Source organism: Ignavibacteria bacterium, assembly GCA_015709655.1.
Lineage (GTDB): Bacteria > Bacteroidota > Ignavibacteria > Kapaibacteriales > Kapaibacteriaceae > OLB6.
The window spans coordinates 629,568-646,447 of sequence record CP054181.1 but is presented as its reverse complement, the minus strand read 5'-3'; the positions used below and the strand labels follow the sequence as shown (position 1 = coordinate 646,447).

General features: G+C 49.2%; 11 protein-coding genes. 4 read left to right on the top strand and 7 right to left on the bottom strand.

Annotated elements, in window-relative coordinates:
* The first annotated feature begins 7 nt into the window (after window positions 1–7).
* From HRU79_02675 to HRU79_02660, 4 genes are all read left to right on the top strand, one after another.
* On the top strand, window positions 8–826 hold the full coding sequence (locus tag HRU79_02675; protein ID QOJ25607.1) for a KilA-N domain-containing protein: 819 nt from the start codon (window positions 8–10) through the stop codon (window positions 824–826).
* A gap of 2,347 nt (window positions 827–3,173) precedes the next feature.
* Window positions 3,174–3,533 carry a four helix bundle protein gene (locus HRU79_02670; GenBank protein ID QOJ27249.1) on the top strand — a complete coding sequence of 120 codons (360 nt, stop codon included), beginning with the start codon at window positions 3,174–3,176 and terminating at the stop codon, window positions 3,531–3,533.
* Between the two features lie 565 nt (window positions 3,534–4,098).
* Window positions 4,099–4,317 carry a hypothetical protein gene (locus HRU79_02665; protein ID QOJ25606.1) on the top strand — a complete coding sequence of 73 codons (219 nt, stop codon included), beginning with the start codon at window positions 4,099–4,101 and terminating at the stop codon, window positions 4,315–4,317.
* A 1,078-nt stretch (window positions 4,318–5,395) separates the two neighbouring features.
* Window positions 5,396–7,639 carry a hypothetical protein gene (locus HRU79_02660; GenBank protein ID QOJ25605.1) on the top strand — a complete coding sequence of 748 codons (2,244 nt, stop codon included), beginning with the start codon at window positions 5,396–5,398 and terminating at the stop codon, window positions 7,637–7,639.
* A 124-nt stretch (window positions 7,640–7,763) separates the two neighbouring features.
* Here the strand turns inward: HRU79_02660 and HRU79_02655 are convergent, their stop codons facing one another.
* The 7 genes from HRU79_02655 to gcvP all read right to left on the bottom strand — a co-directional run bounded on the left by HRU79_02655 (window position 7,764) and on the right by gcvP (window position 16,866).
* Window positions 7,764–9,680: a hypothetical protein gene (locus tag HRU79_02655; GenBank protein QOJ25604.1), complete on the bottom strand. Its 1,917-nt coding sequence runs from the start codon at window positions 9,678–9,680 to the stop codon at window positions 7,764–7,766.
* 11 nt (window positions 9,681–9,691) lie between these two features.
* Window positions 9,692–10,294, bottom strand: coding sequence for a hypothetical protein (locus tag HRU79_02650; protein QOJ25603.1), 603 nt, complete (start codon window positions 10,292–10,294; stop codon window positions 9,692–9,694).
* Complete coding sequence (locus HRU79_02645) at window positions 10,272–10,655, bottom strand: deaminase (protein QOJ25602.1); 384 nt, start codon at window positions 10,653–10,655, stop codon at window positions 10,272–10,274. Before HRU79_02645 ends, HRU79_02650 begins: the two co-directional genes overlap by 23 nt.
* Window positions 10,656–10,775: 120 nt before the next feature.
* Window positions 10,776–11,120 (bottom strand): septum formation initiator family protein, encoded by a 345-nt coding sequence (locus HRU79_02640; protein QOJ25601.1) that lies wholly within the window; start codon window positions 11,118–11,120, stop codon window positions 10,776–10,778.
* 3 nt (window positions 11,121–11,123) lie between these two features.
* Window positions 11,124–12,350: a hypothetical protein gene (locus HRU79_02635; GenBank protein QOJ25600.1), complete on the bottom strand. Its 1,227-nt coding sequence runs from the start codon at window positions 12,348–12,350 to the stop codon at window positions 11,124–11,126.
* An 89-nt stretch (window positions 12,351–12,439) separates the two neighbouring features.
* Window positions 12,440–13,687, bottom strand: coding sequence for a T9SS type A sorting domain-containing protein (locus tag HRU79_02630; GenBank protein ID QOJ25599.1), 1,248 nt, complete (start codon window positions 13,685–13,687; stop codon window positions 12,440–12,442).
* 296 nt (window positions 13,688–13,983) lie between these two features.
* On the bottom strand, window positions 13,984–16,866 hold the full coding sequence (gene gcvP / locus HRU79_02625) for an aminomethyl-transferring glycine dehydrogenase (protein ID QOJ25598.1): 2,883 nt from the start codon (window positions 16,864–16,866) through the stop codon (window positions 13,984–13,986).
* Window positions 16,867–16,880: the final 14 nt, after the last annotated feature.

Genomic DNA, 16,880 nt, shown 5'->3' with positions numbered 1-16,880 from the left:
TAGAAATATGGCAAAAAAACAAAAAATAATTGTTAAGGGTACTGAAATAACAGTTCTCAATCAAAATGAAACTGATTTTATCAGTCTTACTGATATGACGATTAGCTTCAAAGAAGGTAGTGGACTGATTGGCAAATGGATAACAAATAAAAACACATTAGAATACTTGGGTACTTGGGAAAAAATCAATAACCCTCATTTTAACTACCCCGAATTCGGGGTAATTGAACAAGAATCCGGAGTAAACCGCTTCATAATGTCAGTTGGTCAATGGATTGAAAGAACGGGAGCAATCAGCATGGTGGTGAAAGCAGGAAGATATGGCGGAACTTACGCACATAAGGACATTGCTTTCCATTTTGCTATGTGGCTTAGCCCTGAGTTTCAAATTTACCTTATCAATGAATTCCAACGCCTCAAAGCAGTTGAAAACGACCGGTTGAAACTCGAATGGAACCTGCAACGCACTTTAGCAAAAGTGAATTACCACATTCACACCAATGCCATCAAAGAAAACCTGATTCCCAAAGCATTGAGCAAAAGCCAGATATCCTTTGTGTATGCCAATGAAGCAGACTTGTTGAATGTTGCCCTATTTGGAGTCACAGCCAAACAATGGCGGGATGCTAACCCAAATGAAGACGGCAATATCCGTGATATGGCAACGATTGAGCAGTTAGTGGTACTGAGTAATTTGGAAAGTATAAATGCGGTATTGATTCATCAGGGTTTGGCACAATCCGAGCGCCTGATACAGTTAAATCAAATAGCGATAACTCAAATGAAATCGCTAATCAACAACAGAAACATTAAAAATTTGAAATAATCATCAGCTTACCGATTTTGGTGAAGTGGTAATAATAGACAAGATATGGCAAAGAATGATATTGAATCCATCAGACACAAAGACAAGCGTGCCCACATACCCAGCAAGGAAGAAGCGGGCTACGAAGATGCCAACGAAAAAGTAAACAGCGGCAAAAAGGTGCTGGAACTGCCCAAAAACCCGGTGGTACACCGCGGGCAAGACCCCGAACTGTTCTGGCTCAACAAATACGGCAATGACGACCGGGATGATTTATTGCGGGTGGACATTCGCAGCTTATACCGACACGAACATATTGCTCCCGAAAAATTGATTAGTAGCCTGTATGCAGTGGCCAGTAGTCAGTATTCAGTAGGCAGTAGCCAGTATTCAGTAGGCAGTAGTCAGTATTCAGTAGGCAGTAGTCAGTATTCAGTAGGCAGTAGCCAGTCGAAGCAGTTGGATTTGTTCAGCAGCGTAAACGAACTTTTTGGAAATGCCTTGGATAAAGACGAACTGGAAAAAGTAAGCGAATACTACCACCACCAGGACGGCTGGACGAACCGACTGATACAGGGCGACAGCCACCTTGTGATGGCAAGCCTCCTGGAAAGAGAAGGGATGGCCGGACAGGTGCAAACCATTTATTTTGACCCGCCTTATGGCATTAAATACGGTGGCAACTGGCAAATAAAACTCAACAACCGCGATGTAAAAGACGGCAATGATGAAGCCCTCACCGGAGAACCCGAACAAATAAAAGCCTTCCGCGATACCTGGGAATTGGGCATTCATTCCTACCTTTCTTATTTACGCGACCGATTGTTGATTGCTAAAGAACTACTCACCGAAAGTGGCTCTTGCTTTGTGCAGATTGGCGATGAAAATGTGCATCTGGTAAGAAGTGTGATGGATGAGGTTTTTGGTAGTGAGAATTTTTGTAAACTCATATCGTTCAAAAAAACTGCTGGACAAACAGATAAATTATTAGCGGACGTATGTGATTATTTAATTTGGTATTCTAAGGACAAGGAAAAAGTAAAGTTTCGACAACTTTTTGTAGATAGAGATAAGTCTTCTGTCAACGAGAGATATGTATATTTTGAAGGCTCCCGCATACCAAAAGATGATATCGAAAACTATTTAAGATATCCAATTGAAAAACGGTACAGAATAACAAGCCTTTCAAGTCAAACAGGTTCTGATAGCACACGATTTGAATACGTGTTTCAAAATAAAAAATTCATTCCAACTGGAAGCAGAGGGTGGAGTACTACTAAAGAGGGTATCGATAACCTTAAAAAAAGAAACCTACTCGTTATAGAAGGCAAAAGTCTTAACTATAAGAGGTTTTTTAATGATTTTCCTATTGAACAAATTTCAAACTATTGGAATGATACTGGTGGGGGTGCTCTTGTCCACGAAAAATCCTATGTTGTTCAAACTGCCAGTAAGGTAATCCAACGCTGCCTTTTAATGACCACCGACCCGGGCGATTTGGTTTTAGACCCAACCTGTGGCAGTGGCACCACTGCTTTTGTAGCCGAGCAATGGGGCAGACGGTGGATAACCATTGATACCAGCCGTATTGCACTCAATATTGCCAAGCAAAGACTGATGACGGCTGTGTTCCCATATTACAAAATGTATGATGAACAGGGCGAAGATATTCGTCAGGGTTTTGTTTATAAAACCGTTCCGCATATCACCTTAAAATCTTTAGCTAATGACGAACCGCCTGCTACCGAAACCCTCTACGACCAACCCGAAGAAGACAAAAAGAAACTGCGGGTCAGCGGTCCGTTTACGGTAGAAACCCTGCAAAATTTTGAGCCCATCAGTCCGGAAGAATTAGATGACAGTGAGCAGTGGTCAGTAGCCAGTGGTCAGTTTGAAGAAGTGATTAAGCAACACTTGCTCAGTGCCGGCATCAAAAACGGCAGAAAAGATGAAATGGTGGTGTTCCGCAGTGTAGAACTGTTGGCAGGAGAAGCCCTCCACGCAGAAGGTTTTTATCTCACCGAAAAAGGCGAAGAAAAAGCCTATTTTCATATCGGTCCGAAATTCGGTACCGTCAGCAAAAAATTGGTCAGTGATGCTGTTAAGGAATGTCGCCTGAAAGGTGATGCCAATTGGCTCATCATTCTCGGTTTCAGCTTTGAAAGCGATATAGAAGGCGGCACTCAAACCACCAGTATGGGCAATTTTGAAGTCACCAAGGTCCGCATCCACGATGACCTATTGCAGGAAGGATTGAAAAAGAAACCTGCCAAGTCGGCTGCCAGTTTTGTTACGATTGGAGAACCCGATATTTCAGTAGTCAGTAGCCAGTGGTTAGTGGACAGCAAAAACGAGAAAATATGTACTTATGAGCAATTCAAAGAGTTATCAGGACTTAATAGTTTGGCAGAAATCAATGGACTTGGTCGAGAGCATTTATCAAATAACCTGGAGCTTCCCGAAGGAGGAAATATTCGGGTTGACAAGTCAAATGAGGCGGGCAGCAGTGAGCATACCCTCAAACATAGCCGAGGGGCAATCGAGGAACTCAAACGGAGAGTTTCGTCAGTTTTTGGGAATAGCTCAGGGCTCGCTGTCGGAACTGGAAACGCAACTAATGATAAGTCAACGGTTAAAACTAATCTCCTCGGAACAGATGCAGATTCCGATTCAACTTTGTCAGGAAGTAGGCAAAATGTTGAATGGGCTGAAATCCTCGCTAAAATAAACGCACTAACCCCTGCAGATTTACCCCTGACAACTAGTAACTGGCTACAGGCTACTATCGAAGGACTAGACATTTACGATCCCATCAAAGACATCGTTAAACCCCGCGATGTACACGACATTGCCTACTGGATGGTGGACGATGATTATGACGGCAGCAACTTTGTGGTAAAGCAGGTTTTCTTCTGCGGTGGGGATAAGGATGCGTTTACAAAATGGCGCAAAGGTTTAGACACGTTAGCCAAAGACAGCACCAAACAGAAGGTAGAAAAAACGCTGAAAATTGAAATAGACGATGAAGCCTTCGACCGGCTTTATGGCCATGTATCACATCCAATCGAGCTGAAGAAGAAAGGCCAGAAAATTGCCGTTCGGGTGATTTCGCAATTCGGAGAAGAAACAACCAAGGTTATCACGGTGTAACGGGGCAAGGGGCAGTACATACGCAGCAGCCGTAGTTACGTTGTTAACAGAAGGGAATGGCTACTGCACATTATAAACGACAACGTATTCAAAGCCCCTTACGCACATCGTACATGAAGAATTGTTGTGACAGGAGAAAATAAATGATGCAAAGAAATATAGAGAAGGGATGGGCTGTACAACGCGCGTTTGTACTGGCCGTGACAACAGCAATTCTGGGACCGGTCTCGCTGGTTTTTTACTACATGAGTGGTAAGCAGCTTACGCCTGCGGTTTCGGCAATCTTTGGAGCTGCCCTTGTTAGTGCGCTGTACGGCAGTATACTGTTCCTGCGTGCTCGATATGTGACCCATGAAAAATGAGATGAGCATTAAGCTCTGGGTAGCTGATAGCTAAGGGGCTTTGACTCCGCCATGAAGATCCGAGTCCCGTTTTTGTTGTTCCCATTGCAGTATTCACACCGACCGGTCTTTTAGGTGTGAACCCGAACCTGTAACCTTGGCACAAGTAACATTCTTTAAAGGTACGTTCGGAGTACAGTTATCAAAATCCGACGTAACGTAACCCCGTCTTCCCCCACGTTCATTATCCGGGATGTTATCAATGTACACCCGGAAAATCAACTATTTTGTATAATGCGATAAAAATAGTTGCATTGTCCCTCCCCCATCCGTATTTTTACGTACGAGCCAGCGCTGATCGTTGTATTTGTTTCACTTATTGTAGGGGAGACGAGCAATGATATGTATTACTAGCATTCTCAGGGTGGTCTTGTATACGAGGGCCTTGAGAATAATGGGATGCCTTTTGGTCGCTGTTGCAGCGCCATCAATAGTATATGCTCAACAACACCCATTCCATCCGGGATGCCCTGATTCTACATGGACGCCTGTAACTGACTCATTTAAAGTGAGGTTTAACAATCAGTGTTGCCAGGTAAGGGTTCATGGCTGCATTAGGCAGGGCGTAGTACGGGTGATGAGTGTGGATTTCACCGGTGACTGCTGGGATATTTACCCCGGAGGTCCGACAGTTGACTACGACAAGATTATCAACAGAGGATTCGAGGTATTACTATTGCGAAACTCTTCGCTGATAATTCCGCCACCAGAAGTTCAAATACCTAACTGTCCCGAAACTTCATCGTGGGTTATTCAAAGAGTTTCCGGCTCCTGTGGAACGTTAATTCAGATGCCCGAGATTCGTGAAGTCAATGGTGTTGCAATGCAAGTAATGGTGGATGTGTTCTTTCCGTGTAACGCAATTGATTGTCTGCAAACGTGCCACGCATGTGTTTCTCAGACGGTTGACGAATGTAATCCTGAGGTCCCGGTACTTTATTATGCATGTGAAAATCAGCCCAGTCCGGCCCCATGTCCGCCTGAGGGTTGCAAAATTCCATCTTGTATTCCCTTACCAACACAATAGTATGGAGGTAATATGAAAGCCAATTACAGGAATGCTTATCTGCTGTTACTGCGGTGTTCATGTATAATAGCAGTATTCTGGTTTACTGCGTATGCCAATTGCAGCGCCATGGATACGCTCTGGGTAGGAACAATTTATACTACACCGCCGGATAAGGTTCAGATTACGGAAGCAGTGAGTGTATCTGATTATTGGCTGTTGGGCTACGGTGATGGGAAGATCTCATGGCTGAATAAAGTTACAGGTACTGAACAGATTATTACGGTACTGCCACAGCAGCGTGGTCCAAGGAAAATCTTGTTTTGGGAATCAAAGCGAGCCATCGTTGCACTCTGTGCAGATGGCTCGCTTTTTTTTATCGATAGTAGCCGGCAGGTTACCAGAATAGGTAACAGTACAAGTTATGGTGATGTAGATATTCAGGACCAAGGATTGCTGGTGTGCAATGCCGGTGGAATTGCATTCGTTGATGTTGAAACAAATACTTCTACGGTGCTGTTCTCCGTAACTCCCAGTCTGCCTGTACAGTGTCTGGCATTAGCTGAAGACAGCATTGTGGTTGTAACTAACATTGGGACAGCGTTTTGGATGGCAAGGGTAAATGACGTCTGGAAGGCAACTGACACGACTGTGCTGGGAATAGCCGGCGCGCGGTGGATGGAGAAAATAGGATCAGCCATTTTAGTTGGCAACCGAGACACCCTGGTGACTCTCCACAACGCTGATGATGTTCGACCAGTTACGTTTGATTTGATTAGGACAGACTTCCCAACCTATCCTCCGAAAATTGTACTTACTGATATCGTAGCCGGCCCTGCGGGCGCTACACTTCTGGTAAAAGCTTATACTTATAACATGACGATTTTTCCAGTGTACATCCTGCATTACGATGCAGTCGCTGACTCGTTGTCCAACATTACGGGAAATGCTCGGTACGACTATACAAATTCACAAGTGGTTGGCATTGATTCTAACTTGGTATTGGTGGGCGGTACCGATGGCTATCTGATCAGCTATCAAGGCGATAACAAAGTGCTGCACCGGCCACGACGTTCTACATTCAGTTCGGATTGGAGTGATTTTTGGATAAACGCATCAACAGTGTATGCCACGAAAACGTATTCCGATGGAACTTTCTCTGTAGGTGTCTCAGAAGGTGGAAAGAATTGGGGCCTTTACAAAGATTATAGTTTTTACAGCGATATAAGCAAAGTATTAGGGCTTTTTACCACTGACTCCGGATTCATGGTGCTTACCAACGTGGCACCGGTATTCGTTAATACCGCTGACAGCGTTGCCAAAAGATGCGATTTCGTTCCTCCGGGGACATTTGTTTCGTGTACGTATGCCGGCACCAGACCCAGACTGTGGGTGAATCAAAGCAATAGTGTGGGTTACATGACCAACAATGAGTGCGTGTTTGTTGAAGCGAAATCTCCCGGTTTTTTGAATACACCACTCTATCCACTGTCTGATGGATCTGTTGTGTTTCGGACCCTGACTGGCGGTATCTATACGGCAGGCATTACCAACGACTCCATTGAATTTAAACAGCATATAATTGAACTGAAATCTGACGAGTTTGCGTCGCTGTGGGGGTCAGCTGGTGACGATTTTGTTGTTGCGAAGGTCTCGAAGCAAACACTACAGTTACGAGCATTAGTTTTTATTTCTCCTGCTGGATCCGTGAGCGCCGAGTATGACTTTCAATGGGCCAATCAACTGAGTGCAAATAGTGTTTTGGTGATTAACGATGATAGAATCGTGTGTTTGCGTAGCGATACTCTAAGTATTATTCATCCACGATCACAACAAGTCTTTTCAAAAGTCATCAAGCTTACAGATGTTGATTTTTACCCGGATTTAAAGGTCTTAGGTATAATTGACGGTGAAATCGTATTGTCGGTTAACAGGTATCGGTTAGCATTTATACCCGAAAGTGTCACGTCTGTTGACGATGATTATCCAGTGCGACATGTATTTATCCAGTCATGCTATCCTAATCCTGTTGACGAATTTCTGCATGTTGATCTGGGACGAAATGTAACGGCCGACCTGGGCAACACATCAGTATATTTAGTGAATATGCTTGGTCAGGTACAGCCGGGAACAGCACAAAATCTTAAATGGGACTCGAATGGGTTTAAACAGCAGATAATGATACCCGTTGGTGGACTATCGCCCGGAGTGTACTGTTTAGTTGTTCAGAACAGGGGATATGCGGAATCCCGTTTAGTTCAGGTTACCGCGCCGTAAGCCCCTTACCATACTAATAATATTTAATGCCTACATATCTGGTAAGCGCAGTCAGGTCACGTGGTCAGACGTCTTGTTAAGACAAAAGCACCCATGGTTTAACACACGAGTGTCAGGGAGGGGGCTATGGTTTTGGTTGCGTTATCGCCCGCACCCTGATGCTTCTGTTCAGGAAGCGTCCTTGTGGAGTGGCATCGGAGAACTGTCCCGGCATTGAGCCGGAGGTAACGTGCAGTTTATTCCCGGCAATTCCGGTGATGAATTCTTCGGTATTCTTGGCGCGCAATGCGCTGAGCTGTTTATTGCGTTCTGCGGTTCCAAGCACGTCGGCAGAGCCAACGATTTCGATAGTCGAACCGATTGGCAGACTCTGGGTAAGCTGGATGAGAAGCTGCTTAACGTCGGCTGTTAGTTCCGAGCTGTTGTAATCAAACCGCAGGACGGCTTCGAAACTGCCGGTCTGTAGGTCAACATTCTCACTGGTGACATAACCGACAAGGATGGAGCACTGACGTTCGGCGGCAGCACCTGTACTGTGTGCAGTTACTGAATACCGCACAGTATCGGTAACCGATGTAACATATTTCTCGAATGGGAACTGTACTGTACCGGAGGAGTCCAGGTTTGCTGTTGCCATTTCGTGTCCGGAGTCCACTAACGCAACGGCGATCTTCTCACTCTTGTACTGCTTGGGATCGCCACCCATGCGGGTTACCGGTATCGTAAGGAAACCCTTAATGGCCGCAAACCGCTGACTGGTGACCCACTCCTGGAGTGGAGCGTCGTTTACGATGACGTCAACACGGTTGTTCTCCGCCCTGCCTTCCGGGAAGTCTGCGTTGGATGGAATTCGTGGTATATCGGAAGAACGTGTGGCGATACGCGACGCATTAACACCAAGAGCAGTAAGGACGGCTTTCACGCTCTCGGCACGCTGCCTGCCCCGCTCGGATGAACCCTGTGCACCACCGGCACCCTCCAGAATGATCGAGGCAGATGGGTTGCGATCAATGATTCGCGCAATGCGGACCAAGACCCAGTTGTGCGCCTTGATTGGATCGTGCGGGATGACGGTACCGTCATCAAATTTATGATAGTCGGGAGGGACAACAGTCTGCGCTGAGTCAAAGAACACGGCATTCACGATTGGGGTTGTTGCCTGTAGCTGGGTGCCAACCACAACCTTGCCGGTAAACTCGGGTTCACCGATAGCAATGGTCACAGGCGTGAACCTGACGGCTGGTGGCGGGGGTGGTGGAATGACGGGTGGTGGTGGGGGGGGCGGTGATGGCTGCATTGAAAACCGCAGGCCTACCTCAGCCCGGATGGCAAATACCTTCCAGGAGGCGTCCGTAACAACGTCCGAAAAAAAATAGTCGGCGCTTACCACAGGTACCAGACTCAGCGTTTTCGAGATTGGGAAAAAACTCTCGGCTCCAATAGATATTCCCACCAGAACCGGGCTGATTGAGGTTAGTGTGCCCTCGGCAATTATTCTGCGCTGCAAGCGCTCACCGTTTACCAGAAAGACTCCGCCTTCGGGAGCAACGATTGTTTCATGCTGCGTAAATGATGCCGGTAACGGAAGTGCAATTCTCGGGCCCGCAATAAGACCAAAACTGCGTTGCCGGTTGCTGCCGCTTAGCGTCCACCGCACGTCGGGTTGCAGTTCTACGTACGGGAGAACGGCATCCAGCGCAAGGTGTGTTTCAAGGAGTCCCTCGTTGCCGGTTTGCCCGTCCCGTACGGGATAGGTATTTGTTCGCGAGAGAGTTCCGCTCCGTGTTGTATAGCCAATGCCTGCGCCCAGTGAGAGAGCAGGGCTGAGCGGGAATTCAACAATGGCCTGAATCACCGGGTTTGCGCCAGTGCCGGAGGTAAACTGTCCGCAGTCAACAATGGTACTGTTGTACGAGAAATCTGCCTGATGGAGCGAGTAGAGGAGTCCGCCCTGTACACGGACGGCAAAGGTTTCAGCAGGTTCTTGTGCCTGCAGGATACACACGCAACAAGAAAGGGCAATGGTGTACAGAAATCGCATCGGCAGCAAATCTACCACCGAACCGAGACTTGCAGGCCTGCAAGCGTCCGCAGGTCTGGCCGGATGTTCACTGAAAGGTCATCACTAACATCAAAGTCGTACAGGTGGGCACCCACGTAAGCATCTACGGCGGCAAGCACGTACGCCGTGAGGAATACTGCACCGCTAATGTCGCGATTATCCCGAAAAGCTTCACGTCGTTGCTTCAGGTTGGCAATCACCGCCGATGATAACCCGCCGGCAACGGCTTCGTTGTATGCTGCCGCTTCTGTATTGTACTGATTATTATTGTAAAAGAACAGGACAATGGTGGTTGCGCATACACCCGTAAACAGCGGGATCTTCCAGTAGTCCTGGGTGTAGTACTGTCCCAGTCCCGGCAGAGCCAGTGAGTAAAGCACTGCGGTGGTGGGATCTTTTGTCAGCTGCACCGTGTCGGTTTCGGCTGCCGTACATTCCTGGGTACGGTTCGGCACCACCAGGCCAAGCAACAGGCATAGGATAAGCAACCAACGACCGCAGGTGCAGACCGGTATCGGCGTTCCCATGGAACCCGTGGTGCGGCTTACCATTTTGGTACGTCCGGCGGTACTATGAGCAGGCAATAACTTCAATTTCAACCAGCACCTGTTTGGGAAGCTCTACAACAGCAACAGTTGAACGAGCCGGTTTGTGACTGCCGAATTCGGCGGCGTACACGTTGTTCATTGCTGCAAAATCTGCCATAGTGGTCAGGAAAACAGTTGTTTTTACAACATTCGATAAACTCAGTCCCTGCGAGGCAAGAACAGCCTTGATATTTACGAACACCTGCTTGGTTTGGTCTTCTACAGTGCTCCCAACAATTGCTCCGTTCTGATCCAACGGGATTTGTCCGCTGAGAAAAGTAAACGTCCCCTGAGCGGATACTCCGTGTGAATACGGACCGATTGCAGGCGGTGCGGCGTCAGCCGAAAACGGTGTGATTGTAGCCATAAGTAATTTTATTTAATTGTGTCCAAGCCCCTTACCAGGTTGATTGTATCGTAATAGGCAACGGACACTGAACAAAACATGTGCGAGAATACGAATCCTTGGACAATTACGTGGTGTACCTTACTCCTGTGCTTTTACAGTGCCAGCCGCTGTGTGGGAATTGCCAATGATGAAAACCTGTTCTCCCGGGCGTACATAGCCGTACCGTTCGCGAGCCAGACGCTCAATGATGGTGGTATCGGATTCCAGCGATTTGATAACCGAACGCAGACTGTCTTCTGTTCCCAGCAGTGAACCACGCTGTTCAATCAGCATTTCCCGGGTGGACGATAGGCGCCACCGTGTGAGCAGACCATGGCTGGAAAAAAAAACAAAGACGAGGATGATGGCTACCGATATGCTTATCACAACAAGCATACGCCGCGTCATCCGCTGCTTTTGTCCGCTGATGTTTATTCTGGGCACCTGTTACCACAATATCAGTGATCGCACTTCTTGTCCGCTATCGGTACGAATGTACACGCCAAGCGGACCCCTCAGGTGGTCTGGCAGGGTAATGTCTGTAAAGCCAGGAGAAAGCATGGCACGCAGTACCTCGGCACCGTTGAGTGCATGCACGGTAACCATGCCCTGCTGATTAATAGGCGTTGAAACCTGCAGTCCTGTTTTTGTTGTTTTGAGCTGGATGTCCGATTTGGAGTCCTGTACTTGCACATCCGACATATCGTTCAGATTGTAGGCGTACACACCGGTAGAGTCGGGCGTTGTTTCATCGCTGAAATAGGCAACAACCCAGCCCGCATCTATCGAGCAGGCACTGGCATAGACGGCAGGATGAGGCATTGGAACCTCGTATGCCGTTGGAATCCACGTAGAGTCTGCGTGTTCCAGACGGTACATTTGAACACGCCCTGATGGTGTTGGACGGAGTGCCACAATGTAGGGTGGTTCGGCGGCAATGGCCAGAACCCGTCCGGCTGCCGCTTCGGCCTGCCAAAGCCCCTTTGCAGACCATTCGCCTGATTTGGCATCGTACACGAACACGCCCTGGTCTGTTGAAGCCAGTAATGCGCCCTGGTATAACGCTACGTCTGTGGAAATATCCAGCCCATCCAGTTTTGACGGCGGATTTTTCAGTGCCCATGATGTTGCAGTGTCGGTGGAAACAAACAGACCTGCAGTGGTCATCAGACAAAACAGTTCGTTTGAAATCAGGGCCTGCCGTACGGTTGCCCCCTGAACTGCCGGTACGATCAGCGAGTCGATGGTAGTGCCCCATGAGTACAGTACACCTTCGGCAGTGGCAATGTACACGGTATTACCGCTCCAGCCGGCCCCAACAACATGGTGGGTGTTAAGGTCCAGGCTATCGCTCTCGCTGAAGTTTGTTCCGCTGATCGAGTAAAATGTGTGTACAACAGAACTGCCCGGTTCCTGAGTAAAACATACCGTACTGCCATTGATAAACTCGGTTAATGCTTTTGGGTGTGACCTGATGCTGTCGATCTGCATCCACGACTCACCGTGACGGTAGGTGATTGCCAATCCGTCGGCAAGGGCATACAGGGCACCGCCCGCCGTAATGAACGAGGGCGCTTCCTTAAAAGGAGGGCGTTCAACTTTAAGCCACGGACGCTGCGCGGCAAGTGTAAGGGCGGAAAAAACAAGGAGCGTAGTTTGTAACAGGATCTTCATTGCAACCGGTGATAGTGAAAAACACCGTAAACTACAACCTGGTGATGAAATTGACTACACGGTTCCCGTTAAAAATGAGGATTGCAACCCTATCGTGCAATGACCAGCGGACGTACGATGGTTTTGTTAGCCACACCATACCGTAGCAGGTAGGTCCCGCTGGGAAGGTGCGAGGTTGGAATGGTGAGGCTACCGTGCGTTGATGCGTGAAAAACCTGCTGTCCCAGGACGTTGATGAGTGACACATCAGCTTCGTCACCTGTATTTGAAATGGTAACCATTACATGGTCCGATGCCGGATTTGGTCCGATATTCAAGTGGCTCGCATCCTCTTCGGCACTGGTTGCAACCCCCGCACGCACGGCATACACTCCCTGGAAATTTACATCGGTCCCACTTGAATACACCTGCAGATACCCGTTCTGCAACCCCATGCAGAACCGGCGTATATGTTCGCCCGGCGGTAGCCCGCCATCGTCCACATTCGTCCACCGGCTCCCGGTCCACCGGTACATGGTGTTGTTAACACCTCCGGTGCGGAAAACGCAGAACAGTACGCCGCCGAGTGAGCGGAGGTCGATTGGTCGGGGGAAGAGCGATGGAACGTTTGGCAGTCCTTCGTTCTTGTAATGCCATGCACGTTCCTGCATGTTTAAAACTGCTGCGCCAAACAGACCACCGGCCCACAATTCATTGCCGTGCACCTCCAGGAGCGAAATCGAACTGCCAAGCTGAATGGGTATGGGTATCTGGATCCAGCTAAGGCCGCCATCGGCACTATACATTGTGCCGCCACTGCCACAGACAACCCATAAATTACGTATCCATGCTACGTCGGAGAGTTGTCCCACCGCAGTGTCTGCAACGATTTCCGTCCACACCTGCTCCGTACCCTCAGTGTACCAGATTGATCCGGATGCCGAAAACGTGTAAAGCCTTCCGGCCGAATACACCATGTCGGTAAGCTGCCGACCGCCGGTGTTAAACAACACGTCCGGGCCTGTTCGATCGAATCGTGCGCCACCATTGGTGGTGGAATATGCAATAACGTCGCTGTTCTTAAGTACAGCAAGTCCAACAAACCCACGCGGTGTATTTGCTGCACAGGCTAATCCGTGCGGCAACTGTCCGCGAATACTCCACCACATATAACCCGACGATTCGCTGTACAACACATCGTCGGCACTGTATAACAACGAAAAACCCGACTCGGAAAACATCTTGCTGGACTTTGCGGCAGTAATCCCCGCAATCCGCATCCAGTTGTTTTGCGCATGCATTTCATGCCAGGGGAATACAGCCCAAAACACAGCACAGAAAAGGAGCGAAAATTTCATTTCAGTATTTTTTACTGAGTGGATAAAGAAAGCTTAAAGACAAATGTCATGCCACATGAGCTAAGTTATTGATTTATCCTAAAATATGCAAATCAGCAAATGTAAAATCTTAAGCGCTGTAACAGTATGTTGACAGGTTTCCCACAGCTATTCCACAATGTGGAAGGGTTGTAAAGGGGCTAAGGTGTTAAGGGAACACGGGAGACTGACCGCCCGGTTTGCACCGAATGCTGCACAATGGCCCCCCATGGGAGCGGGAAGCCATCGGAAGCGATATGGGGAGGCGGGGTCGGGGATTAGTTGGCGTATTCTTCCACGGATGGACAGCTGCAGATGAGAACACGGTCACCGTAGGCATTATCCACTCTGCCGGCGGACGGCCAGAATTTCCGGTCGCGCACCCACGGCAGTGGGAAGGCTGCCTGCTGTCGGCTGTACGGATGAGACCATACATCGGCCGAAACAACATGCTGTGTATGCGGAGCATTTTTAAGCACGTTATCGGAACGATCTGCGATACCTGAGCAGACGTCTTCGAGCTCGGCGTGAATGGCAATCATGGCATCGCAGAACCTGTCGAGTTCGGCAAGGCTTTCGCTCTCGGTGGGTTCAATCATCAGGGTACCGGCAACAGGGAAGCTCACGGTAGGGGCGTGGAAACCGTAGTCCATCAGGCGTTTTGCAATGTCTTCAACTTCGATGCCACCACGTTGTTTAAACTCCCGCATATCCAGGATGAATTCATGGGCGCAATATCCTGCCGAGCCGGTGTACAGCACGGAGTAATATTTCCCCAGCCTGGCCATCAGGTAGTTGGCATTTAAAATGGCGTGACGGGTAGCCTCGGTTAAACCATCGGCGCCCATCATCCGGATGTAAGCCCACGAAATCAGCAGCACCGATGCCGAGCCCCAGGGTGCAGCGCTTACCTGGTAGGCCGATGCAGCAGTGTAGCCCGTGAAATGCTGAATACTGGTATCAATGCCGGGGAGGTAGGGGGCTAATTCAGATGTGCAGCAAATGGGTCCCATACCGGGGCCACCACCACCATGTGGGATTGCAAACGTTTTGTGAAGGTTCAGGTGACAAACATCGGCGCCGATTGCACGCGGACTTGTTAAACCAACCTGTGCATTCATGTTGGCACCGTCCATATACACCTTACCACCGTACTGGTGCACGATCGTGCACACCTCGATGATTGACTCTTCAAAAACGCCGTGTGTGCTGGGGTAGGTAACCATCAGAGCCGCCAGGGTAGAGGCGTGCTTTTCGGCCTGCAGCTTCAGGTCGGCAACATCGATATGTCCGTGTTCATCGCTCTTAACCACAACGACCTTCATACCAGCCATAATTGCACTGGCCGGGTTGGTACCATGTGCACTTGCCGGTATCAGCACCACATTTCGGTCGGGTTGTCCGGTAGCGTCAAGCAGCCTGCGGATGGTAAGCAGACCGGCGTACTCACCCTGGGCTCCTGCATTGGGCTGGAGCGAACAGGCGTCAAACCCGGTAATCTCGCACAGCCATGATTCCAGCTGACGGAACAGGTGGGCATAGCCCTGTACCTGCTGTGCAGGTGCAAAAGGGTGCTGCATGGCAAAGCGTTTCCAGGTAATCGGCATCATCTGGGCTGCAGCGTTCAGCTTCATGGTACACGATCCCAGCGGTATCATGCTGTGGGCAAGCGAGAGGTCTTTATTCTCGAGCCGCTTCATGTACCGCAGCAGTTCGTGTTCGGTGTGGTACGAATTGAATACCGGGTGCTCCAGGTATGGGCTGCTCCGCCGGAGATTTTCGGGAATACGTACGGTGGTGCGCACTAACAGCGTTTGTGCTGCTGAGTGGCTGACGCCGTTACCGTGTGCCTTTGCAAATACATTTAGGATAGCGTCGATATCAGCTACGGTTGTGCTTTCGTCAACGGCAATACTTACACACTTGCCGTTATTAAAATATCGGAAGTTAATATGTTCGGCTTCTGCAACAGGTTTAATCGTGTCTTCCTGTGCATCAACGCAAACGGTGTCGAACCATGATGTGGTGCACAGTGAGTAGCCAAGCTCCTGCAATCCGTCAGCAAGAGTGCAGGCAAGAGTGTGTATGCGGGAGGCTATACCACGAAGGCCCTGGGGACCGTGGTAAACGGCGTACATTGCGGCCATGTTGGCCAACAGGGCCTGGGCCGTACAAATATTACTGGTGGCTTTATCTCTGCGTATATGCTGCTCGCGGGTTTGCAGTGCCATCCGGTATGCCGTGTTTCCCTGCGCATCCACACTTACACCGATGATGCGTCCGGGCATCAGGCGCTTATAGGTTTCCTTCGTTGCAAAATAGGCGGCGTGCGGACCCCCGAAGCCCATGGGTACGCCAAAACGCTGGGTAGTACCAATTGCAATGTCGGCACCGAATTCGGCAGGTGGTGTAAGAAGTGTCAGCGACAGAAGGTCAGCGCCCACGGTAACCAGACACTGAGCCTGGTGCGCTGTATCGCACAGCTCGGTATAGTTGTGCAGGCTGCCGTCGGCAGCGGGATACTGCACATAACAGCCGAACACATCCTCACCAAAGTTAAAATCTTTCCAGGGCATGGTTTTAATTACAATGCCCAGCGGTTGTGCCCGCGTATGCAGTACGTTCAGGGTCTGCGGGAACACATTCTCGTCAACAAGCAGTACGGCAGCATCTTTTTTCGATGCTGGAGCCGCTGCATACATCAGGTGCATGGCTTCTGCGGCAGCAGTAGCTTCGTCAAGCAGCGAGGCATTGGCGATCTGCATACCGGTAAGGTCCATGATCATTGTCTGAAAGTTGAGCAGTGACTCAAGTCTGCCCTGCGAAATTTCGGCCTGATATGGCGTGTACTGTGTGTACCAGCCCGGATTTTCAAGGATATTACGCTGAATGGTGGGGGGAGTGATGGTTCCGTAGTATCCCATGCCGATATACGACGTACCAATGATGTTGGTGGCCGCCATTGCTTCGGCCTCTGCGAGCATTTCAACCTCGGTGGCTGCCCTGGGTAGTTGCAGCGGGCGCGTAAGACGGATTGATGCCGGGATTGTAGCGTCGATCAGCGCATCTAAGTGGGCAACACCAATGGCAGAGAGCATTGAGTCGGTTGAAGAAAGGGTGGCACCGGTGTGCCGGTTGCGAAATTCGTCGCGATAGAGCATGGTCACTGGGAATA